We start from the raw sequence: 20,722 nt of genomic DNA on the forward strand, positions 1-20,722 counted from the left end.
TATTCAAAAATGAATTATCATTTTGCCAATCATAGACAGGTCAGAAAAAACCTGCTGAATATTTTACAAAACACATCCGAAAAGGACCTGCTTACAATTCCCGATGGATTCAATAATAATATCTACTGGAATATCGCCCACTGTATTGCCCAACAACAATTGTTATGCTATTATCTAAGTGGAAACCAATTCAGGATCGATAAATATTGGGTAGAAACTTACAAAAAAGGAACTTTTGCCAATGTGGATGTGAAACCATCTGAAATGGAGGATTTAGCTTATCTACTCATTGAAACGTCAAAGATTCTGATGAAAGATTTTGACAATGACTTCTTCCCAGATTATACGCCATATTCCACAAGTTTCGGAATCGACCTGAAAAATATCCAGGATGCAATCATTTTCAACAACATGCACGAAAGTATCCATTACGGTTATATCCTTGCTCAGAAAAGAGCATTAATTGGAGAAGGATTGAGTTTATAAGTGATGATTTAAAATGATTTCAATGAGTCTGCGATTTATTTTTCCGATTTTAATTTTAACGATTTTATCATTTTCAAAGTCAGAAAATGACAGATTCAAATATTATCAGCCAATCAGTAAAACTCAAGAAATCGAGGTTTTTTATCTCACCTGGTCAGACACCAACTTGCCCAATTTCATAAAAACATCGGATTACAAAAAGTATATTGACAAGACGGAGTTGATCGATCATTGTTTTTATGTCGACTCCAAAGACCCGGAAAAAAGAAAGTTCAAAATTCCTGTGACAACGGATAAACTGATCAAGAAAATTCCGTTGACATTAAAAGGAAGACTCTACAAAACGAAACAGTTTGATGAGACTTTCCCTACTCCATTATTCGAAGATCTGAGAAAAACCGGCGATTTGAAATTTAAAACTGATGAGTTTCTGGTTTTTGTTTTGGATTAAGAATCAAACCCGAAAAATCACAAAATTTATAATAAATATTTGATTTTTTAGGATTTTTCCTCTCAAAACATTTCTTTTTGTTCTTACCAAATTGACATGAAAGTTCCTTTTTGTGACTTTTGTGATTTAAACTTTACAATTTTATTAAGATAAAACTAATCTCAAAAACCTTACTTTTGCAAAACAAATTTTTATAAATGAACGAACAGAAAAAAGATGATTTCATCTTCGGATTAAGGCCTGTGATGGAAGCTCTGGAAGCTGGTAAAACAGTCGACAAGATCTTTATTCAAAATGCTTTACAGGGCGAGATCTACATCGAACTAAAACAACTTCTTGCAAAACATAATCTGCGTCCCAACTATGTTCCCGTAGAAAAACTGAATCGTTTTACTAGGAAAAACCACCAAGGTGTAGTGGCCTTCATTTCTGATGTTCCGTTCTACAAAATTGAAGATGTTTTACCTCAACTTTTCGAGGAAGGGAAAACACCTTTCATCCTGATTCTTGACAGATTGACCGATGTCAGAAATTTCGGTGCGATTTGCAGAACTGCAGAATGTGTGGGAATCGATGCTATTTTGATTCCGGAAAAAGGTGGCGCACCAATTAATTCGGATGCTATCAAAACTTCGGCTGGTGCTATTTATAACATCAAGATCTGTAAAGAAAAGAACTTGGCGCATTCGGTCGATTTCTTACAACAAAGTGGTATCAAAGTTTTCTCGGCGACAGAAAAGGCGCAGAAATTGATATACGATGCAGACTTCACAGAACCGTGCGCAATAGTGATGGGAAATGAGGAAACAGGAATTTCCAAAGAAGTGCTTCATCATTCCGATGAAAAAATAAAACTTCCGATAGAAGGTAAAACCCAGTCTCTGAACGTCTCTGTAGCGTGTGGCGCAATTCTTTATGAAGCCGTGAGACAGAAGATAATCAATAATTAAAAATGAATAATTAATAGATCAATCAATTTAGCTTTATTCATTTATCAAATATCATTTATGAAAAAAATAACAGCGCTTGCGCTAATCGCAATAACATTAACAGCTTGTAAAAAGGAAACCAAAACCGTTACAAGAGTTGACCCAAAAACGGGAAAAACAGAAACCGTAACCATAGAAGTTTCTCCGGAAGAAGCTGCAAAACCAAAAGCTATTGCTGACAGCAGTGGGATTTATAAACAGAAATTCATTCTGGAAAAAGGAATAACTTATCCTTTAGTTTCTTATCAGAGAGAAATTCAGCAGCTAACTTCGCCTGATGGAAAAACAGTTTCTGGAACTAGTGAAACAACAGACGAAATGTCTATAACTGTAAACGATTTCAAAGATAATATCTATGATCTGACATTGAATATGGTTGGAAAAAGAATGTCAACAACAGCTAATGGAAAAACAGTTGCCATCGACACCAAAAAAGAGGCTCCAAAAGAAGAAAATCTAAGAATGGATTATATCGTGAGCAAAGGTTTGGCAGGCAACAAACTGAATGTAAAGATGGACGTTTATGGAAATATCAAATCCATTACAGGTTTTGAAGCTGTTCAAAATAATCTAAGAAAATCAATTGCTGGAACTGTAAAAGATACCAAGCAACAGGATGCTTTTGTAGAAAGCTTTAAAGCTGGTTTCAACGAAGAAATGATGAAGGAACAATTGAGTAAAAACCTTAAATTGATACCTTCAAAAGGTGCAAAAATCGGAGAAAAATGGACCACTTCTGAGGATATCGACCCAAGCGGAAAATTGAAACAGACTTTGACTTTCACTTTGGTAAAGGTTGAGGATGGAAAAGCAGAGATCAGTGTAACTGGTGTAATTCCTACTAAATCTGATAAACAGAGTCAAAACGGAATGACTCACAGTATGACTATGGGCGGTTCTGAAAGCGGAAAGATCATCATTGACGAAAATACAGGTTGGCTTCTGAATCAGAATCTTTCTGTGAAAACCAATCAGAAAGAAACTTTGTCAGACGGAAAACAGACACAAAGTATGACGAAAAACTCTACAACGTCTATCATCATTAATCCTTCTTACAAATAAAATCAGGAAATGAAATACATTTTCGAATTCATATTAGCAACTATTATTATATTCTTTGTTTGGAATATTTTGAAAAGATTGTTTTTCAATGCATTTTATAAGAACTTCCCAACATTGAATCCTAAAAATCAACAGCAAACCAACACTAAAAAAATGCCTAATCAAAAGGTAAAATGGGATGCGGAAACTGTAGATTATGAGGAAATAAAGGAAGAGAAAAAACCTTAGTTTTAATCTTAATTAAAATAAATACAAAACCTTTCAGATTTTTGAGTCTGAAAGGTTTTTTAATATTAAATTTGGAATTCGAAAATTTAAAGCAATCATTGTATGTTCAAAAACAACAAAAATCTAATATTCGTTCTTGCAAGTCTTGTCATTTTCATTTTGCTGGCGGTAGTTTATGCCAATCCTGTCATCTCAGGAAAACGATTGATGCAGCACGACATCGTATTTTACAAAGGTGGCGCAGAAGAATTGTTACAATACCGTGCAAATAATGACAAAGAAACCTATTGGAGCGATGCAATGTTCGGCGGAATGCCGACCTATCAGACGGGAGCACAATTCCGCGGCGATGTCATCAAAAAAATAGATGATCTGTTTTTGTTCCTTCCAAAACCTGCGAATTATTTATTCTTATTATTTGCCGGATTTTTCTTTTTGGGAATGGTCGCCGTTAGAAATTGGAGATATGCTTTATTAGGCGCAACATTCTTCGGATTATCCACTTATTTCTACATTATTATTGCGGCTGGACACAATGGAAAGGTTCATACGATTGCTTATTTCGCACCACTTTTAGCCGGAATCATACTCGTCTATTTTAGGAAAAAATATATTCTTGGCTTCATTGTCACAGCGCTTTTTGCTGGTTTGCAGATTTGCGCCAATCACCCTCAGATGACTTATTATCTATTCCTTGGACTTGGGTTTTTATTCTTGTCCGAATTGATAAGAGCCATCAAAGGAAAAATCGAATGGAAACATTTCCTGATTTCGTCAGGATTGGTCGGAGTGGCAGTGATTATCGGTGTTGGAATGAATTCCCAAAGAATTATGGCGAATGCAGAATATGTGAAAGAAACCGTTCGTGGAAAGCAAATCCTTAACACAAGTTCTCACACTGCCGGAAAATCTGGGATGGACAAAGAAAGCATCACAATGTGGAGCTACGGAAAACTGGAAACCCTTAACTTATTTATTCCTAGATTAATGGGTGGAGGAAGTCAGGAACAAGGTTCGGACAAAATGATGGAAAAAGTACAGGAACTGGCTCAGGAAAACATCAAATCTCAACAGGAATACGATATGATGACGAGAGGTTTTGGAAGCCTGACTTATTGGGGCGACCAACCGAGCACATCCGGACCTGCTTACCAAGGTGCAGTAGTTTGTTTCTTGGCAGTTTTAGGATTTTTCTTTGCCGGAAAAAAGTACAAATATTGGATTTTAAGCGCTTCGATTTTAACCATCTTCTTAGCTTGGGGAAGCAATTTTGCTGTTCTTACAGATTTCTTCATTGATTATGTTCCAATGTATAATAAATTCCGTGCACCATCTTCTATCTTGGTGGTTGTAGAATTTTTGTTTCCATTAATTGCGATTCTTGGATTGTACAAATTCTTTACTGATGAAAATATAACTGAAGAATATAAAAAGAAAATCTTGCTTTACGTTTCGGGAACAGTTCTCGGAATCACATTGATTTTGACTCTTTTCGGAAAAGGAATTTTAGGTTTTTATACGGCTAATGAGAAAACTTATCTTCCGCCATTCTTACTGGATTATTTGGTAGGTGAAAGAGCATCGATGTTTCAAGCCGATGCAATCAAAGCGATTGTTTATGTTTTGATTACAGCAGGCGCATTATTTTTAGGATTAAAGAAAAAACTGAATATCAATATTGTTTTATTAATTATCGGATTCGTGAGTTTGTTTGATCTTTGGACGGTTAACAGACGTTATTTGAATGATGATAATTTCGTCGATAAAACTTTTGCTGATTCTCCTTTCCAGACAGAAAATTCGGAATATCTGATGAGCAAAGCGGGCAACGATTCTTTTATTCAAAGTCTTTTGCAACAGACTGAAGTTAACAAAGCTTTACAAACGATTGCTGAAAAAGATAAAGACCATTACAGGATTTTCAATAACATTCTATCAACTTTCAGCGAGACAAATACGTCTTATTTCAAATCTTCGATTGGTGGTTATCACGCTGTAAAATTGAGAAGATATGATGACCTTATCAACAAATATTTCTCGACAACCGACCAGGTGAAAACGGTTAGAATCCTGAATATGCTGAACACCAAATATTTCCTCGTTGGCGACCAGCAAAAACCAGAAATCACTCCAAATCCTGAGGCCAACGGAAATGCGTGGTTTGTTTCTGACATCAAATTCGTGGACAATCCAAACGAAGAACTGAAAGAAATAGGAAATGTTGACACCAAAAAAGTGGCAGTGATCTCCAAAGATGACAAAGCTTATTTTAATGGAAAAAATCTGGTGAAAGACTCAACGGCGTTTTTGGATTTGAAAACGTATCAACCCAACGAATTATCATTTGAATCATCTTCTAAAACGCCTCAATTAGCAGTATTTTCAGAAGTTTATTATCCATACGGCTGGAATATTTATTTGGATGGAAGCAAGGTAGATTACATCAAAGCGAATTATCTTTTGAGAGCGCTTTATGTTCCTGCAGGAAAACATAAAATCGAAATGAAATTCGAGCCGGCTGTTATAGAAACTGGAAAATTATTTTCTTTAATCAGTTTTGGATTGTTTGTTTTGTTGAGTTTGGTTGGGATTTATTTTTTGGTAAAGGATTCTCGGAAGTCTGAGGTTGCGGAAGCTTAACAGAACTTAAAATTTAATCAGGTGAAAAATGAAAAGTATATTTTCAGAAGATTTGTTGCCGGTTTCATCGACTATTCGATTATTTTTTCTCTAACTTATTATTACATCTATAATTTTGGCAGTTTAAATGATGAAGGAGCATATACGGTAAATGGAATCAAAACCTTACCTATCCTATTTTTTTGGTTTGTATATTTCTGTATTATCGAAACATATTTCAGTTCTACATTAGGAAATTTCATTGTCAGACTAAAGTCTGTTGATTTACAAACTGAAAATAAAATTACTTTGAAACAATCCTTCTTAAGACATATTGTAGATTTTTTAGATATGTTCTTTTTTGGATTGGTAGCAATAATTATAATCAAAAATTCAGACGAAAGTCAACGGTTAGGAGACTTACTTGCAAAAACAAAAGTTGTAAAAGACCAATAAATCATTAATAAATATGATAATTTTAAAATTAAGACAACTTGATTGAGTTGATTAATTTTTTGCCTATAATACCAAATTTTGGTATATTTGAATTATAAATAAAATCATTATGGCAAAAAATACATCCATCTTATTGGGAGATTATTTTGACAGTTTTATTAACCAACAAATAAAAAGTGGAAAATATTCTTCTGTAAGCGAAGTGGTAAGAGCAGCTCTTAGAACTTTTGAACACGAAGAAAATAAAAAAGAACATCTGATTAAAGCTCTTGAAGAAGGCGAAAATTCTGGATTTGTAAAAGATTTTGAACCGGAAAATTTCTTAAAAAGTCTTCACAAAAAATATCTGACTAAATAATGAATTATTCCATTAGTGAAAAAGCTCAAAATGATTTAGAAAATATTTGGTATTATACTTTTTTTGAATGGTCGGAAGAACAGGCCAACAAGTACTATCGTCAAATTATTTCAGAAATAAATAATTTATGCATTAATCCTAAATCTGGTAAAGATTTTAACCACATCAGAAAAGATTATTGGAAAGCAAAAGCGCAATCACATTTTATTTTTTATAAAATCAATGAAGAAAAAAATGAAATCGAAATTATCCGGATTCTTCATCATCAAATGGATATCAATTCGAGATTAAACGATTAAAAACAAAAAAAGCAACCCAAAATTGAGTTGCTTTAATTTTTTGCGTGAGCTTGGAATTATTTTCTGATTCCTAATTCAGCGATAATTGCTCTATATCTGTTGATATCTTTTTTCTTCAAATAATCTAAAAGAGCTTTTCTTTTACCTACTAACTTTACAAGAGATCTTTCTGTGTTGAAATCTTTGTGGTTAGCTTTCAAGTGCTGAGTCAAGTGGTTGATTCTAAAAGTGAATAGAGCAACCTGTCCTTCAGCAGTTCCTGTGTCTTGTGCAGATTTACCGTGCTTTGCGAAAATTTCTGCTTTTTTTTCTGTTGTTAAATACATTCCAATATTGTTTAATGATTATTATGTAATTCGGGTGCAAAGATAGGATTATTTTTCGAATTAGAAACCATAAATCAAAAATTACCGCCTCTCTTTTATCAAATAACTTTTCACCAATTCAAAATCCGCTGGAAATTTCGCAGATTGCTTTTCTTTTCTATTAAATGCTTCCAATTTTTCTGGAATTTTAACTTCCTTTTTCAGAACATCTTCCACAACTTCTACAAACTTCGCAGGATGAGCCGTTTCTAATAAAACTCCAACAAAATCTTCGCCTACTTTGTTATCCTGAATATTTCGACTGTGCTCAATATAAACTTGGTCGAAGGGTTTTCTAAATTTTCCTAATCCCAAATAAGCAACTGCACCGTGCGGGTCAAGCGTATAATCAAATTCGTTTCTAACTTCTCGCATTGCAACTTTTGTTTCTTCATCGGAAAAAGAATATGATTCAATCTCTTTTTTAAATTCTGCAACATCATTATTGAACAAGCTTTTCATCCTTTCAAAATTACTTGGATTTCCTACGTCCATTGCATTACTAATGGTTTGCTTAGAAGGTTTTGCTTCATAATTTCCTGTTTCTAAAAACTTTGGAACTACATCATTTTCATTGGTCGAAGCAATGAATTGATGAACTGGCAATCCCATTTTCTTAGCAAAAAGCCCGGCTGTCAAATTCCCAAAATTCCCGCTCGGAACAGAAAAAACAATTGGTTTTCCTAATTTTTTAAGTTGCGCAAAAGCCCAGAAATAATAAAATGACTGTGGAATCAATCTCGCAATATTAATACTGTTAGCTGATGTCAAAGTGAATTTTTGATTCAGTTCCTCGTCGGACAAAATTTGTTTGGCCAAAGCCTGACAATCGTCAAAAGTGCCATCGATTTCCAACGCTTTGATATTTCCGCCCCAAGTCGTCAGTTGTTTTTCCTGCAACGGACTCACTTTTCCTTTCGGATAAAGAATATAAACTTCGATTCCGGGAACGCCGAAAAACCCCGATGCAACAGCACTTCCCGTGTCGCCGGATGTTGCGGCAATCACTTTCATTGGTTTTCCCTCCGAGAAATAAGACATCATTCTCGCCATAAATCTTGCGCCAACATCTTTGAAGGCCATTGTTGGCCCGTGAAATAATTCCAGAGAGTAAATATTTTCCGATATTTTCACCGCTGGAATTTCAAAATTCAAAACTTCATCGATGATTTGTTTTAAATTTTCGTCCGAAATAGAATCGCCGAGAAATTCCCTTGCTACACGGAAACCGATTTCCTGCAATGTTAGATTTGGCAATTGTTTAAAAAATTCAGAATCTAATTTTGGAATATATTCCGGCATAAAAAGACCTCCGTCATCTGCCAGACCTTTCAGAATAGCAGTTTTTATATTGGTTTCTTGTTGTTGTCTTGTTGATATGTATTTCATTTTTGGTTGGTTGTTGTTGGTTGACAGTTTATGGATTTGCATTTGATTTTTAAAGTTCTTTTGTCATTCCGTAGGAATCTCCGCGGTCTAGATTCCTACGGAATGACAAAATTGTGTTTGAGAAAAAAACTTGTTTTACGTTGAATCTGCAGCCCGACTTGAGTGGAGCTCTTTTTGTTATTGCGATTGTACAAAAGTGCAACACATTGCTTCACTTCGTTCGCAATGACAAAAAAGCGGGAACGGAAGGCGGATTAAGCTGCCCAAATTATTTTAATTAATAACTCTCGCGCCTTCATCATTGATTCTGGTTACAAACGCTTCGCTTTCTATATTTTTCTGATTAAGTAATTCTTTTATTTTCAATGAAATTTCTTCCGCTGTTCCTTTGTTTTCACACAAGGCAAAAACCGAAGGACCGGAACCTGAAATCCCAAAACCAATTGCGCCATTGTCCAAAGCCAGCTGTTTCATCTCATAAAAATACGGAATTAACATTGCGCGAACTGGCTCTATGATGACATCTTCCATACTTCGGCTTACTAAATCCAAATCGTTGGTGCAAAATCCAGCAATCAAACCTGCGACATTTCCCCATTGCTGGACAGCAGATTTCAAACTGATTCTTTCCTTGATGATTTTCCTCGCCTCGCCAGTCGGAACATCCACGTGCGGATGAACAGAAACCACCGACAAATCTTTTGGATAAGACAATTTCAGTGCATCCAACGGTTCGTAACTTCTTACTAAAACCAGACCGCCTAAAAGTGCGGGCGCAACATTATCGGCGTGTGCATTTCCGCAGGCGATTCGTTCGCCCTCCATTGCAAGTGGCAACAATTCTTGTTTTGAATAGGGTTTTCCCATTAATTCATTAATCGCTACCAAAGCTGCAACACTGCTGGCTGCGCTGGAACCCATTCCGCTGTTAAGTGGCATTTTTTTATACAATTCGATATCGATTCCTTGGTTGGAATTTATTTTTTCGAGAAACAATCTGATGACGTGGGAAACCACATTTTTCGCTGGGTCTTTGGGAAGTTTTCCGCCATCGCCTTCGATTGTTGTGATGATGATTTGATTGGAATCGTTCTTTCGCAGGATGATTTCGTCGCCTGGTTCTTCTATTGCAAAACCGAGAATATCGTAGCCACAAACTACGTTTGCGACAGTTGCGGGAGCGAAAACTTTTATAGAATCCATTTTTATAATTGATAAATGATGATTGATAAATGATTTTTATTAAAACGATGAATTGCAATCAACTATCAATTATCGTTTATATTTTATGATTTACTGTGCTGTAACTCTTACCAAATCTGCAAAAACACCGGCAGCCGTCACTTCCGCGCCTGCGCCCGGACCTTTTACAACCAACGGTGTATTTTTATATCTGGAAGTCGTGAATGATATGATATTATCACTTCCCGACAATCCGAAAAACGGATGATTAGCATCTACAATCTGAACCTCGATGTTGATTTTCCCGTCTTCCAAAACACCAATTAATCTCAGTTTTCTGCCCGAATTTTCAGCTTCATTTTTGAATGATGAAAAGTAAGATTCGTGTTTTTCAAGTTCGTCATAGAATGCAGGAATGGAGTCTGCTTTGAGGCAAGCTTCGGGAAGGAAATCTTTGATGCTGACATCTGACATTTCCAATGGCAAGCCAATTTCTCTTCCGAGAATCAGCATTTTTCTGGAGAAATCCATTCCGTTCAGATCGTCTCTCGGGTCTGGTTCTGTATAACCTAATTCCTGGGCAGTTCTTACAACCTCAGCAAAAGTTTTATCGCCAACGTAATTATTAAAAATGTAAGAAATCGTTCCTGACAGGATGGCTTCGATTTTCAGGATTTCGTCACCGGAAATCCAAAGGTCATTCAGCGTTTTGATAATTGGAAGTCCGGCGCCGACATTGGTTTCATATAAGAAATTGACATTATTCTTTTTCGCCAGTCTTTTAAATTTGCTGTACTGCTCGTATGAAGACGAATTTCCTTTTTTGTTGCAGGTAACAACTGAAATATTATTGCTGAATAAATCAGGATAATGTTTCACAATATCTTCGCTGGAAGTATTATCAACGAAAACTAGATTCGGTAAATTTTTATTTGAAATAGAATTTATAAAATCTTTCAAATTTGCTTTTTGAGAATTTTCACTTTTATCTTCTGAATCAAAATTAGATTCGGGATTGTCAAATATCTGCATTTTTCGGCTGTTGGTAATTCCTACAACATTGATTTTGATCTGATGATTTTCAGCTAAATTCTTTTTCTCTCTTTCCAATTGTCGGAACAATTCTTTCCCGATATTTCCTGTTCCTGCGAACATCACATTGAAGGTTTTTACAGGTGAAAGTAAGAGTGAATCGTGGACAACATTAAGAGCTTTTGAAAGTTCATTTCTTTCAATCACGGCAGAAATATTAAGTTCTGATGAGCCTTGTGCAATCGCAATAATATTGATTCCGTTCTTGCCCAAAGCACTGAAAAACTTTCCGCTGATTCCTCTCGTTTTCTTCATATTCTCGCCAACAACAGAAATAATACTTAATTCATTATCGAACTGCGGTTCATCGATTTTGTTGGAATTGATTTCAAATTCAAATTCTTCATAGATTGCTGTTCTTGCTTTTTTCTCGTCATAAAAAGCAATGACAAACGAAATACTGTGCTCCGAACTCGCCTGTGTAATCAGTATAACATTAACTTCATATCTCGCCAAAGCATTAAACAATCTTCCACTGAAACCGCGCATTCCAATCATTCCGTTTCCGGTAATATTGATGAGACAGGTTTTCTCAATCGAGACAATTCCTTTGATAAGACCTTTGGAAACTTCGGATTTCTGGTGAATCAAAGTTCCTTGACTTTCCGGCTTAAAAGTATTTTTAATATAAATCGGAATCTGACTTTCAATCGCCGGAATCATTGTTGGCGGATAAATCACCTTTGCACCGAAATATGACATTTCCATCGCTTCCTGATAACTGAGTTCAGGTTGAGAAAAAGCATTTTTCACCAATCGCGGATCGGCAGTTAGAAAACCATCAACATCTGTCCAAATTTGGATTTCGGAAGCTTTCAAACCTGAGCCTAAAATCGCCGAAGTATAATCAGAACCTCCTCTGCCTAAAGTTGTTGCATCATCATTTTTATCTTTAGCAATAAAACCTGTTACCACATAAATTTGATTTCCAAGCTTCCAATTTTTGAGATTTTCATTTGTTTTTTTTGAATCGACATTGGCATTTCCGAAATGAGAATCAGTTGAAATCAATTCTCTCGAATCTTGGAAAACTGCAGGAAAATTTTCGGATTGTAAGAATACAGAAACAATCTTGCTCGACATCTGTTCCCCATAAGAAAGCAGCCTATCTTTGATTCTATCTGATAATTCGCCCAGATTTTTGACACTGAATAAAATATCCTCAATCTCATTGAAACTTACTTTTACCATCATCAATAATGGATTCTGAGCCGTTCTTGGCAATAATTCCGAAATAATCTGATAATGTTTTTCTTCCGCAGATTTCAGTATTTCAGAAAAATCGTTTTGTTTCAAAGCTTCTTCTGATGCTGATAAAAGCGAATTGGTAATTCCTGACAAAGCAGAACAGACGACAATTAAAGGTTCGTTTTTGTTAAATTCTTTTCCAATGATTGATTTTACATTTCTCAATGCTTCTACACTTCCGACTGAAGTTCCTCCAAATTTTAATATTTTCATTCGTTATATTTTAAAAACAAAAAAGCCTTTCTGAATTCAGAAAGGCTTTTGTTAATTATCTAATTTTCACAATATCACAAACACACCTTTCTGCAGCTACTAATTGTAGTTGTTGTAGAAATCGTTGTTGTGGTTGTAAAATTCATTATCATTATGTAAATCTTTTACGAAAGTATGAAAACATTTCTCATCTGCAAATTTTTATTCAACAATTTTTGATTTTTATTGAATATTTGATATAAGCTTTGTCGGCGCATATCCAAACTGCTTCTTGAACGCAAAAGAAAAATGCGACAAATTTTCAAAGCCAATTTCATAATAGACATCAATAGGTTTCCTGTTTTTTTCGGCAAGTTCATAATGTGCCAATTCCAGACGTTTTTTAGTCAGCCATCTTTGAGGCGTAGAATTAAATGCTTTGTAAAAATCTCTTTTGAAAGTCGTCAAACTTCGACCCGTCAAATATCCGAATTTCTCCAAGGACATATTGAACATAAAGTTCTTCTCCATAAAAGTCATCAGATCAATTTTTCCCGGTTCTTCAAAATTATTAAGAACAGAATCTATGTTTCCATCAATCGTCCTGAGAATATTAATTGCTTCATTGATTTTCAGCAACGCAATATTTTCCGGGAAATTATTTTGCATTTCGAAATACGGAATCAAAGAATTCAAACAGCTTTCCAATAGTGGATGTTTCTCGAAACTGATAATTTTTTCCGTTGTAAACTTTGACTTTGTATGATTATCCTTATAAAATCCCCTAAGCTTTTTAGCTGACAAATGCATTGCAACCGCTTTGTGAGGCAGTCCGTCTTTTGGATAATTGATTATCGTCGCTAGCTGATTTCTTGGAATCAAAAAAGTGCTTCCTGCGCCGAAAATAAAACTTTCGTCCGCCTGAATAATTTTGGTTTCGCCAGAAATCAACCAAACTAGCAAATGGTCTTCAAATGCAGTTTCTGTCTTGAACAACTTGCCTTCGTAACAGGAAAGTTTGATTTCCGGGTTGATATAATTAACTTGATAATCCATAATGCTTCTCACACAAAGTTACAAATATCAATTGATGTCAAATGGAATTCCTGTCATTTCTTCGCTCAATTTCCATAATCTTTTGGCGTTGCTTTCATCCAAAGAATATGTTTTGATTCCACCGATAATTTTCACATCGGAACTCAACTCCGCAACATCAACATTTTCACAATAGACTCCTCCCAAATCATTAAGTGAAGGACTTGTCGCACACCAAACGGTTGTTGCAGCACCTTGGGGAATGGTTTTCAGAGAAGCCTTAACTTCCGGTAAAAGATTACCCTCGGAATCAACATAACCTAACTTTTGAAATAAATCCAAAGGTGCTTCTCTCCCTAATTCCGTTTCGCCGACTGCGCCCGGACACAGAGCATAACTTCTGACATTAAATTCTTTTGCACGATTGTCCAATTCCATTGAGAAAAGATTAACTGCAGTTTTCGATTGTCCATATCCAAGCAATGTTTCATATTCTCTATTGAGGAAATTCGGGTCTTCAAAATTAAAATCAGAGAATTGATGTCCTCCGGAAGAAACATTCACAACTCTTGCTCCTTCTGCTTTTTTTAATGCAGGCCACAATCTTGCCGTTAACTGAAAATGAGCCAGATAATTTACAGCCAATTGAGATTCGAAACCACGATCATCTCTACGAAGCGGAACCCACATGATTCCGGCATTATTAATTAATAAATGAAGCGGTCTTTCTGACTTTAAGAACTTTTTTGCAAACTTATCAATCGAGTCAGGATTTGCTAAATCTAATTCTTCTAATTCTATATTAGCAATTCCAGCCAGATTTCTCTTTGCTTTTTCGATGTCTCTTGCAGGAACAATTATAGTTGCTCCAGCTTTTGATAATATCTTAACTGTTTCTAATCCAATTCCAGTATTTCCTCCTGTTACAATTGCGATTTTTCCTTCGAGATCAATTCCTTTGATTACTTCTTCTGTTGTTGATTTTGCATTAAAGCCAGAATTAATCGGCTTTTGTAATGTGCCTTGATAATTATTCATTATTTAAATATTTATTGAAGCAAAATTAGAACAGAAAATCATCAACAATTTTGTTTAAACGTCTTATTTAGGTTTGTTTAAACGTCCTAAATTAAGATAGTTTTGAAAATAATTAATATTAGTGAAATTCATAAATTAAAATTTTATTACTGATAATCAATATATTAAGTTTTATTTTAGAAAATATTTACTACTTTGTATTGCATAATACCATTCTATTTACATATCTTTGCAATGTAAAGTTAGAGAAGCGGGTTCGAAGTTGACTTAAAACTTAAAGAAAGTAAGAACATTAAACTTTACAATTATTTGAATTTAAACCAAACAATTAATATGAATACCGAGAACACAAAGGCGCAAATGCGTAAAGGAATTCTGGAATTCTGTATTTTGAGTCTGATCCAGCAACGCGAAATGTATGTTTCCGATCTGATAGAATCTCTCAAAAAAGGAAAACTGGATGTAGTGGAAGGAACTCTTTATCCTCTCCTTACAAGATTGAAAAACGGCGAGTTCCTCGCTTACAGATGGGAAGAATCTACAAGCGGACCGCCAAGAAAGTATTATCAGATCACTGAAAAAGGAAGTCTCTTCCTAGCAGAATTACAAACTACCTGGCAGGAACTGACAGACTCTGTGAACCAAATTACAAAAAACTCTCACTCTCAAAACTAATATTATGAACAAGACATTATCTATAGCACTCGCAGGGTTCTCTTTTATGATAGATGAACAGGCTTATATCAAGCTCAGCGATTATCTGAGTGCCTTGAGAAATTCTCTAGACGCAGCAGAAGCAGACGAAGTAATGCACGACATTGAAATCCGAATGGTCGAGATTTTCAAAGAAACACTTTCCAAAAGAGATGTAATCAATGATTCTGATGTTGAAAAAGTAATTGCTCAAATCGGAACACCTGAACAAATTGATGAGCAGGAAGAAGCTTATTTCTCTGAAGGAAAACAAAATAAATCAAAATCTTCTAGCAGTTATTCTTACAGCAGCAATTCTCAAAAACAAATGTTCCGTGACCCGGAAAGACAAAAGATTGCCGGTGTTTGCGCAGGTTTAGCGGCTTACTTTGGAATGGATATCACATGGATGAGATTGATCTGGGTTGGCGCATTTTTGTTCCTTTGGGTAGCTCCAGGCTCATCATTCTTAGTAGTAATTCTGTATTTCATCCTTTGGGCAGTTTTACCAAAAGCAGAATCAGCTTCTGATTTTTTGAAGATGAAAGGAAAACCTTTGAACTTTGACAACTTAAAGGAAGAATCCAGCAAAATAGTGCAGTTTGCCAATGAGACAACGACTAGAGCAGGAGAAATCTATAATGAGAACAAACCAAAAGTTGGTTCTGCAGGCGATTCTCTCTTGAAGGTTCTGAAATATTGTCTTGCTGTTTTGCTTTCACTAATGGCAGCAGGTTGTTTCATCGGTTTGTTTGCAATGATGTTTGCTTATGGTTCAGACAAATTCGGGATGGATAATAATCTTGGATTCTATCTTGAGGAGAACAACCTTGGTTATCTGTTGCTTGCGATTGCAGCTTTACCAACCATTATTTTCGGAGTAGCATTCTTATTATTAGCAATCAAATTATTCTCTCCAAAGACAAAGTTCAATTATGTTGGACCAGTTCTAGGAACATTAGGAATCATCTGGATTATTTTGATCGGAGTTTTGGCTGCGAGTGCATCGAGATTCAACTTCAGATATAGCGGAGATAATCAAGATTATGAAAACGTATCGATATCTGCTCCAAATGACACTATCTATCTTGATAGCAAAAAGGTAAATATCCCTGAGAACTTCAATACTTATTTTAATAATATCTATTCTGATAAGGCGACAATCTACAAAAGAGATTACCCAAGTGTGGAAATCACGAGAAGAGACGATATAAAAACGCCTTACATCATCATCAAAAAAGAAGCAGAAGGTTACAACCAACCTCTTAAGATGAAAGTTCCAGTGGAAATCAGAGGTAACAGAATTCTTCTTCCAAATTATTTTGAGTATCCTTATGAATACAGATTCAGAGATTACAGATTGGATTATGAGTTGGTAGTTCCTTCAAAAATGAAAATCATCAACGAAAAAGAATACGAGATCAACACTCGCGGCGATGATGGAGAAGATGAAGACGACCACGAAAATGACAATTATAATAGTAATGGAATCACAGTCGAGAAAAACAAAATCAACATCAACGGGACGACTATCGAATATAATTCTGATGACAACGACTCTGTAAAAATCAACGGGAAAAATTACTCCAAAGATTCTGCAGATGTGGTTTTAGAAAGAATGAAAATTGACCAGCAGGTGAAAAAAAGCTTCAAAGATATGAACATCAATATCAAAGATGGCAAAAAAGAAATCCATATTAAAACTAACTAAAAATTGAGAGTGGATTAGTTGAAAAGCGGATAAAAAGTTTTCGGACTTCCGCTTTTCTCCTAGTTCTTCTAAATCGCACCAACTCACAAAATATTAATATGAAAATCTATACAATTTTACTTTTGATATTCTTCACCACTTTATCAAAAGCGCAAACGCATCGTTTCATTTACGAGTACAAATTCAAACCAGATTCTTCTGCCACAGATTACAGGAATGTAAATATGGCTCTCGATATCAATCCAAAAGATGTAAAATTCTATCATTATGAGAACATCATCAATGATTCTCTGAACAAAAAAGGAGGAAGAAACTACAATTGGAATGGAACACCAGCTGTAAAGAGAAATAAAAATTCCTATCAGAACACCAATTACGAAATGATGATGGATTACTTCTCTTATACAACCGAAGATAAAATGGATTGGAAACTGGAAAACGAGACCAAAACCTCAGGACAATATACACTTCAAAAAGCCACGACTGATTTCGGGGGAAGACATTGGACAGCTTGGTTCTGCAAAGATGTGAACATCTCAGAAGGCCCATACAAATTCCGAGGATTGCCAGGATTGATTTTCGAACTGAATGACAACAAAGATAATTTTATCTTCAAATTGGTAAAAAGTCAAAAACTGGAAAAAACTTACGATACATCGGATTTCCTTGAAGTTTTCGGAGGTAAGAAACCATTGAACGTAAAAATCGCCGACCTTCACAAAATGATGCTTCAGTTTTACAATGACCCGATGAAAGAACTGAGAGAAAAATTTGATGATGTCCCACCAGGAACTTTCCAGGTTGGAGGAACCAAAATCACAAGCAAAGACCAGTTCAAAGAAATGGCAAAAGTTATGCAGAATCACATTGCAAAAAATTACAATCCTCTGGATTTGACCAATGCAGTGAAATATCCTGTAATGAATTGATAATTTAATAAAACTTTAACGCTTTAATTATTCATGAAGCAAAATTATTATTAAATTTGTTCAAGAAATAAACTTCTAATTACAAAAAACTACAAAAATGATACAATTAGTATTAGAAATCGCAATCAAGATTGTAGATTTCATCAGCAACCTGTTTTGAGACGCAAAGAATACTTAGATATTTCTTAAGAATAAACATATTTTGTAAATTTGTAAAGTATAACCACTAGGTTATACTTTTTTTTATGAAATCGCTCGTCATCAAATAATACGAAACTCAGTTTGATAGATAGCGATTACGTATGGCAAATAAAAACAATGAAAAGCCGCATATGAAAAAAATCTTAGCAAAAATCATTCTTAAAATCATTGGATGGAAAGTTGTCCTTCAAGGCGATGCAGATAATCTTGACAGATGTATTCTCGTAGTTGCCCCTCACACCGATAATAGCGAATATATCCTTGGAAATCTGGCTTATTGGGCATTAGGGAAAAAACTAAAAGTTATTATCAAAGATGCTCATACAAAAGCGTGGTATGGTGGAATTGTGAAAGCAATTGGAGGAATTGGAATAGACCGTTCCCAGAAAAATGATTTGATCAATTTTGTAGCGAATGAATTCAAAAAAGATGATTTCAGTCTGGTAATTACGCCGGAAGGAACAAGAAGTTGGGTTCCGAAATGGAGAAAAGGTTTTTACAATATGGCCTTGGCTGCAAAAGTTCCAATTGTATTAGCTGGTGGAGATTACAAAAGGAAAACGATCAATCTTGGTTACAAGATTCCTTATGAAAAATTGGAGACCCATACTTTTGAGGAAATCATGGAGGAAATCCAAAACTTTTATATCGAATATGATATTACGCCTAAACATCCTGAAAACTGGAATCCGCAGATCTATTAATCTCTGTTAAATGTCTTAGTCTGTTATAGAATCAATATATCAAGCTTTAAATTTAAGTAAATGGACGAATCAAAAAAAATAGAAATATTAGACCAGCTCAACAAAGCGAGTAAAAACACACTGGGGGAAACTCTAGAAATCACTTACACCGATGTTTCTGATGACCACCTTACAGCTACAATGCCTGTAAATTCTCGTGTTCATCAGCCTTACGGAATACTTCATGGTGGTGCAAGTTGTGTTTTAGCAGAAACACTGGGTTCTTGTCTTTCACTTATTAATCTGGACACTTCAAAATTTGTTCCTGTTGGGACGAATATCAATAGCAATCACTTGAGAGCAAAACGGGATGGAGTTGTTACGGGAACTGCAACTTTTATCCGCAAAGGAAATACCATGCATGTTTCTCAAATCGAGATCCGTGATGAGAAAGGTCATCTTATCAATCACACAACCATGACGAATAACATTGTTCCAGTCGGGAAAGTTTAATATTTTTGTTAATGCTCATTTTCAAATTACCCGATAACGACCAATTTTTCTCTGTAGATAATGCTTCAGGCGTCAACGTTTCTTTTGTAAGTTTTGACACTAAGACAATTTTAGATTTCAAAGGAAATATCAAAGCAATATCCAAAGACGACATAGAAAATCTAAATGTTTCTCCAAAAAGTAAAAGTTCTTTTATAGAAATCGCTAAAGAAACACCTGAATCTTATGCCCTGAAAATCTCACAAGCTCAGGATTTTATTGAGAAAAATGAGCTAAAGAAATTGGTTCTTTCAAGAAGAAAACTTTTGATGTATCTTGATATCGATGCTCAGAAAAAGTTATCAATGACAAAGAGTTTTTTGAAATTTTGCAACAGCTATCCTTCAGCATTTTGTTATTTATTTGAAAAAAATGGAGAGATCTGGATGGGCGGTTTTTCAGAAGCATTAGGCAAATTTGACAAAAGAAATAATTCTTTCGAGACGATGAGTGTCGCAGGAACTCTTGCTGTAGAAGAAAACTGGACCGATAAAGAAATCGAGGAACAAAAAGCAGTTACAGAATATATACAATCTATTCTGAAAAAATTCTCATCCGATCTGAAAGTGTCTTCCACAAAAGATATGATTTCTGGAAATATCAAGCATCTCAAAACCGATTTTTCTGCCGAGATAAGTCCGGAAAGTTTGGATAAAATCATATCCGAACTACATCCAACTCCGGCTGTTTGTGGCTTTCCGAAAGAGCTTTGTGCACAGGGAATAAAAAGTATCGAACATTTTAATCGCGAATTTTATGCCGGATACATAAAAGTTGAAACTGAAGATTTTATTTATTATTTCGTAAATCTCCGTTGTGCCAGCTTCTTTAAAAATTATGCTTTTCTCTTTGTCGGCGGCGGAATCACTTTGAAAAGCGACGCTCAAAAAGAGTGGGAAGAAACAGAATTAAAATCTCTCGCTATCCATAATAATCTTGTATTCGAATAAAAAGTCAAAAAAAGCTTTCTTTGAATATTTCTTTTGCTACCTTCAATCAAAATGATTGAAGCTTTTTTTTTAAATCACATAACAATACCACCAATTAACTAAAAACTATTCATTAAAAATGAATTATATATATTAATTTATTATTTTTACAATAAATAAAGAAATATGAATCAGCTTTTGAAATTACTTTTAACAGGAATTTTGATTCTAAGCTTTCTAAGTATGCCATATCTTTTTTACAGATTGGCCGGCTATATGTTGTTCACCGGATTTAGTTGGCTGGCCTACGATTCTTTCAATAGAAGAGATCAAATAGATATCAAGATATTTGTAATATTGGTGATCATTTATAATCCTTTCCTGCCGTTACCTTTTCCTCATATTTTATGGCTGATTATAAATACGATCGTGATCATAGGCATGATCTTGAATATCCTGTTTGCAGAAGAAAATCCTTACGACAATAATTTCACAAAAAAAGATGACCATTAAGTCATCTTTAATTTTTAGTTTT

At 34.9% G+C, this 20,722-nt stretch carries 22 protein-coding genes; 16 read left to right on the forward strand and 6 right to left on the reverse strand.

What is annotated here, in order from left to right; translation table 11 throughout:
* The first annotated feature begins 9 nt into the window (after nucleotides 1-9).
* From RTX21_RS12260 to RTX21_RS12300, 9 genes are all read left to right on the forward strand, one after another.
* The gene (locus RTX21_RS12260; protein WP_312768061.1) at nucleotides 10-486 is read left to right on the forward strand and encodes a DinB family protein; all 477 of its coding nucleotides are present in this window, start codon (nucleotides 10-12) and stop codon (nucleotides 484-486) included.
* 22 nt (nucleotides 487-508) lie between these two features.
* On the forward strand, nucleotides 509-937 hold the full coding sequence (locus RTX21_RS12265; RefSeq protein WP_312768063.1) for a hypothetical protein: 429 nt from the start codon (nucleotides 509-511) through the stop codon (nucleotides 935-937).
* 197 nt (nucleotides 938-1,134) lie between these two features.
* Nucleotides 1,135-1,887: a 23S rRNA (guanosine(2251)-2'-O)-methyltransferase RlmB gene (gene rlmB, locus RTX21_RS12270; RefSeq protein WP_312768064.1), complete on the forward strand. Its 753-nt coding sequence runs from the start codon at nucleotides 1,135-1,137 to the stop codon at nucleotides 1,885-1,887.
* A 57-nt stretch (nucleotides 1,888-1,944) separates the two neighbouring features.
* Nucleotides 1,945-2,988: a DUF6263 family protein gene (locus RTX21_RS12275; protein ID WP_312768066.1), complete on the forward strand. Its 1,044-nt coding sequence runs from the start codon at nucleotides 1,945-1,947 to the stop codon at nucleotides 2,986-2,988.
* Between the two features lie 9 nt (nucleotides 2,989-2,997).
* Nucleotides 2,998-3,216, forward strand: coding sequence for a hypothetical protein (locus tag RTX21_RS12280; RefSeq protein ID WP_312768067.1), 219 nt, complete (start codon nucleotides 2,998-3,000; stop codon nucleotides 3,214-3,216).
* Between the two features lie 102 nt (nucleotides 3,217-3,318).
* The gene (locus RTX21_RS12285) at nucleotides 3,319-5,856 is read left to right on the forward strand and encodes a YfhO family protein (RefSeq protein WP_312768069.1); all 2,538 of its coding nucleotides are present in this window, start codon (nucleotides 3,319-3,321) and stop codon (nucleotides 5,854-5,856) included.
* A 21-nt stretch (nucleotides 5,857-5,877) separates the two neighbouring features.
* On the forward strand, nucleotides 5,878-6,291 hold the full coding sequence (locus tag RTX21_RS12290) for an RDD family protein (protein WP_312768071.1): 414 nt from the start codon (nucleotides 5,878-5,880) through the stop codon (nucleotides 6,289-6,291).
* A 109-nt stretch (nucleotides 6,292-6,400) separates the two neighbouring features.
* A complete protein-coding gene (locus tag RTX21_RS12295) occupies nucleotides 6,401-6,649 on the forward strand; it encodes a type II toxin-antitoxin system ParD family antitoxin (RefSeq protein WP_312768073.1) in 249 nt (82 codons plus the stop codon).
* Nucleotides 6,649-6,948, forward strand: a complete 300-nt coding sequence (locus RTX21_RS12300) for a type II toxin-antitoxin system RelE/ParE family toxin (protein WP_312768076.1) — start codon at nucleotides 6,649-6,651, stop codon at nucleotides 6,946-6,948. The genes RTX21_RS12295 and RTX21_RS12300 overlap by 1 nt, the downstream gene beginning before the upstream one ends.
* Before the next feature lie 56 nt (nucleotides 6,949-7,004).
* On the opposite strand, the gene rpsO is transcribed toward RTX21_RS12300, so the two are convergent.
* The 6 genes from rpsO to RTX21_RS12330 all read right to left on the reverse strand — a co-directional run bounded on the left by rpsO (nucleotide 7,005) and on the right by RTX21_RS12330 (nucleotide 14,489).
* Nucleotides 7,005-7,274 (reverse strand): 30S ribosomal protein S15, encoded by a 270-nt coding sequence (gene rpsO / locus RTX21_RS12305; protein WP_072999133.1) that lies wholly within the window; start codon nucleotides 7,272-7,274, stop codon nucleotides 7,005-7,007.
* An 81-nt stretch (nucleotides 7,275-7,355) separates the two neighbouring features.
* On the reverse strand, nucleotides 7,356-8,702 hold the full coding sequence (gene thrC, locus RTX21_RS12310; RefSeq protein ID WP_312768082.1) for a threonine synthase: 1,347 nt from the start codon (nucleotides 8,700-8,702) through the stop codon (nucleotides 7,356-7,358).
* Between the two features lie 273 nt (nucleotides 8,703-8,975).
* A complete protein-coding gene (locus tag RTX21_RS12315) occupies nucleotides 8,976-9,905 on the reverse strand; it encodes a homoserine kinase (RefSeq protein WP_312768083.1) in 930 nt (309 codons plus the stop codon).
* 90 nt (nucleotides 9,906-9,995) lie between these two features.
* The gene (gene thrA / locus RTX21_RS12320; protein ID WP_312768084.1) at nucleotides 9,996-12,437 is read right to left on the reverse strand and encodes a bifunctional aspartate kinase/homoserine dehydrogenase I; all 2,442 of its coding nucleotides are present in this window, start codon (nucleotides 12,435-12,437) and stop codon (nucleotides 9,996-9,998) included.
* 222 nt (nucleotides 12,438-12,659) lie between these two features.
* Nucleotides 12,660-13,472, reverse strand: coding sequence for an AraC family transcriptional regulator (locus RTX21_RS12325; protein WP_312768085.1), 813 nt, complete (start codon nucleotides 13,470-13,472; stop codon nucleotides 12,660-12,662).
* 27 nt (nucleotides 13,473-13,499) lie between these two features.
* A complete protein-coding gene (locus RTX21_RS12330) occupies nucleotides 13,500-14,489 on the reverse strand; it encodes an SDR family NAD(P)-dependent oxidoreductase (protein ID WP_312768087.1) in 990 nt (329 codons plus the stop codon).
* Between the two features lie 333 nt (nucleotides 14,490-14,822).
* Between RTX21_RS12330 and RTX21_RS12335 the strand changes: the two genes are divergently transcribed.
* The 7 genes from RTX21_RS12335 to RTX21_RS12365 all read left to right on the forward strand — a co-directional run bounded on the left by RTX21_RS12335 (nucleotide 14,823) and on the right by RTX21_RS12365 (nucleotide 20,700).
* Complete coding sequence (locus tag RTX21_RS12335; RefSeq protein ID WP_283417446.1) at nucleotides 14,823-15,164, forward strand: PadR family transcriptional regulator; 342 nt, start codon at nucleotides 14,823-14,825, stop codon at nucleotides 15,162-15,164.
* Nucleotides 15,165-15,168: 4 nt separating this feature from the next.
* Nucleotides 15,169-16,893 (forward strand): PspC domain-containing protein, encoded by a 1,725-nt coding sequence (locus tag RTX21_RS12340; protein WP_312768093.1) that lies wholly within the window; start codon nucleotides 15,169-15,171, stop codon nucleotides 16,891-16,893.
* 98 nt (nucleotides 16,894-16,991) lie between these two features.
* The gene (locus RTX21_RS12345) at nucleotides 16,992-17,822 is read left to right on the forward strand and encodes a GLPGLI family protein (protein ID WP_312768095.1); all 831 of its coding nucleotides are present in this window, start codon (nucleotides 16,992-16,994) and stop codon (nucleotides 17,820-17,822) included.
* A 332-nt stretch (nucleotides 17,823-18,154) separates the two neighbouring features.
* The gene (locus RTX21_RS12350; RefSeq protein ID WP_312768097.1) at nucleotides 18,155-18,727 is read left to right on the forward strand and encodes a 1-acyl-sn-glycerol-3-phosphate acyltransferase; all 573 of its coding nucleotides are present in this window, start codon (nucleotides 18,155-18,157) and stop codon (nucleotides 18,725-18,727) included.
* 60 nt (nucleotides 18,728-18,787) lie between these two features.
* Entirely contained in the window at nucleotides 18,788-19,219 is a 432-nt protein-coding gene (locus tag RTX21_RS12355) for a hotdog fold thioesterase (RefSeq protein ID WP_312768098.1), read from the forward strand.
* Nucleotides 19,220-19,230: 11 nt separating this feature from the next.
* The gene (locus RTX21_RS12360) at nucleotides 19,231-20,208 is read left to right on the forward strand and encodes a chorismate-binding protein (RefSeq protein ID WP_312768099.1); all 978 of its coding nucleotides are present in this window, start codon (nucleotides 19,231-19,233) and stop codon (nucleotides 20,206-20,208) included.
* 165 nt (nucleotides 20,209-20,373) lie between these two features.
* Nucleotides 20,374-20,700 carry a DUF6804 family protein gene (locus RTX21_RS12365; RefSeq protein WP_312768101.1) on the forward strand — a complete coding sequence of 109 codons (327 nt, stop codon included), beginning with the start codon at nucleotides 20,374-20,376 and terminating at the stop codon, nucleotides 20,698-20,700.
* Nucleotides 20,701-20,722 lie beyond the last annotated feature (22 nt).

This window comes from Epilithonimonas sp., from assembly GCF_032054305.1.
Taxonomy (GTDB): Bacteria; Bacteroidota; Bacteroidia; order Flavobacteriales; family Weeksellaceae; genus Epilithonimonas.

Coding starts and splice junctions, on each gene's coding strand:
- RTX21_RS12330 (WP_312768087.1), bottom strand. CDS start 14,489: ATGAATAATTATCAAGGCACATTACAAAAGCCGATTAATTCTGGCTTT.
- RTX21_RS12365 (WP_312768101.1), top strand. CDS start 20,374: ATGAATCAGCTTTTGAAATTACTTTTAACAGGAATTTTGATTCTAAGC.
- RTX21_RS12295 (WP_312768073.1), top strand. CDS start 6,401: ATGGCAAAAAATACATCCATCTTATTGGGAGATTATTTTGACAGTTTT.
- RTX21_RS12285 (WP_312768069.1), top strand. CDS start 3,319: ATGTTCAAAAACAACAAAAATCTAATATTCGTTCTTGCAAGTCTTGTC.
- rpsO (WP_072999133.1), bottom strand. CDS start 7,274: ATGTATTTAACAACAGAAAAAAAAGCAGAAATTTTCGCAAAGCACGGT.
- RTX21_RS12315 (WP_312768083.1), bottom strand. CDS start 9,905: ATGGATTCTATAAAAGTTTTCGCTCCCGCAACTGTCGCAAACGTAGTT.
- RTX21_RS12300 (WP_312768076.1), top strand. CDS start 6,649: ATGAATTATTCCATTAGTGAAAAAGCTCAAAATGATTTAGAAAATATT.
- RTX21_RS12260 (WP_312768061.1), top strand. CDS start 10: ATGAATTATCATTTTGCCAATCATAGACAGGTCAGAAAAAACCTGCTG.
- RTX21_RS12345 (WP_312768095.1), top strand. CDS start 16,992: ATGAAAATCTATACAATTTTACTTTTGATATTCTTCACCACTTTATCA.
- RTX21_RS12340 (WP_312768093.1), top strand. CDS start 15,169: ATGAACAAGACATTATCTATAGCACTCGCAGGGTTCTCTTTTATGATA.
- RTX21_RS12280 (WP_312768067.1), top strand. CDS start 2,998: ATGAAATACATTTTCGAATTCATATTAGCAACTATTATTATATTCTTT.
- RTX21_RS12325 (WP_312768085.1), bottom strand. CDS start 13,472: ATGGATTATCAAGTTAATTATATCAACCCGGAAATCAAACTTTCCTGT.
- RTX21_RS12275 (WP_312768066.1), top strand. CDS start 1,945: ATGAAAAAAATAACAGCGCTTGCGCTAATCGCAATAACATTAACAGCT.
- RTX21_RS12350 (WP_312768097.1), top strand. CDS start 18,155: ATGAAAAAAATCTTAGCAAAAATCATTCTTAAAATCATTGGATGGAAA.
- RTX21_RS12355 (WP_312768098.1), top strand. CDS start 18,788: ATGGACGAATCAAAAAAAATAGAAATATTAGACCAGCTCAACAAAGCG.
- RTX21_RS12265 (WP_312768063.1), top strand. CDS start 509: ATGAGTCTGCGATTTATTTTTCCGATTTTAATTTTAACGATTTTATCA.
- rlmB (WP_312768064.1), top strand. CDS start 1,135: ATGAACGAACAGAAAAAAGATGATTTCATCTTCGGATTAAGGCCTGTG.
- RTX21_RS12360 (WP_312768099.1), top strand. CDS start 19,231: ATGCTCATTTTCAAATTACCCGATAACGACCAATTTTTCTCTGTAGAT.
- thrA (WP_312768084.1), bottom strand. CDS start 12,437: ATGAAAATATTAAAATTTGGAGGAACTTCAGTCGGAAGTGTAGAAGCA.
- thrC (WP_312768082.1), bottom strand. CDS start 8,702: ATGAAATACATATCAACAAGACAACAACAAGAAACCAATATAAAAACT.
- RTX21_RS12335 (WP_283417446.1), top strand. CDS start 14,823: ATGAATACCGAGAACACAAAGGCGCAAATGCGTAAAGGAATTCTGGAA.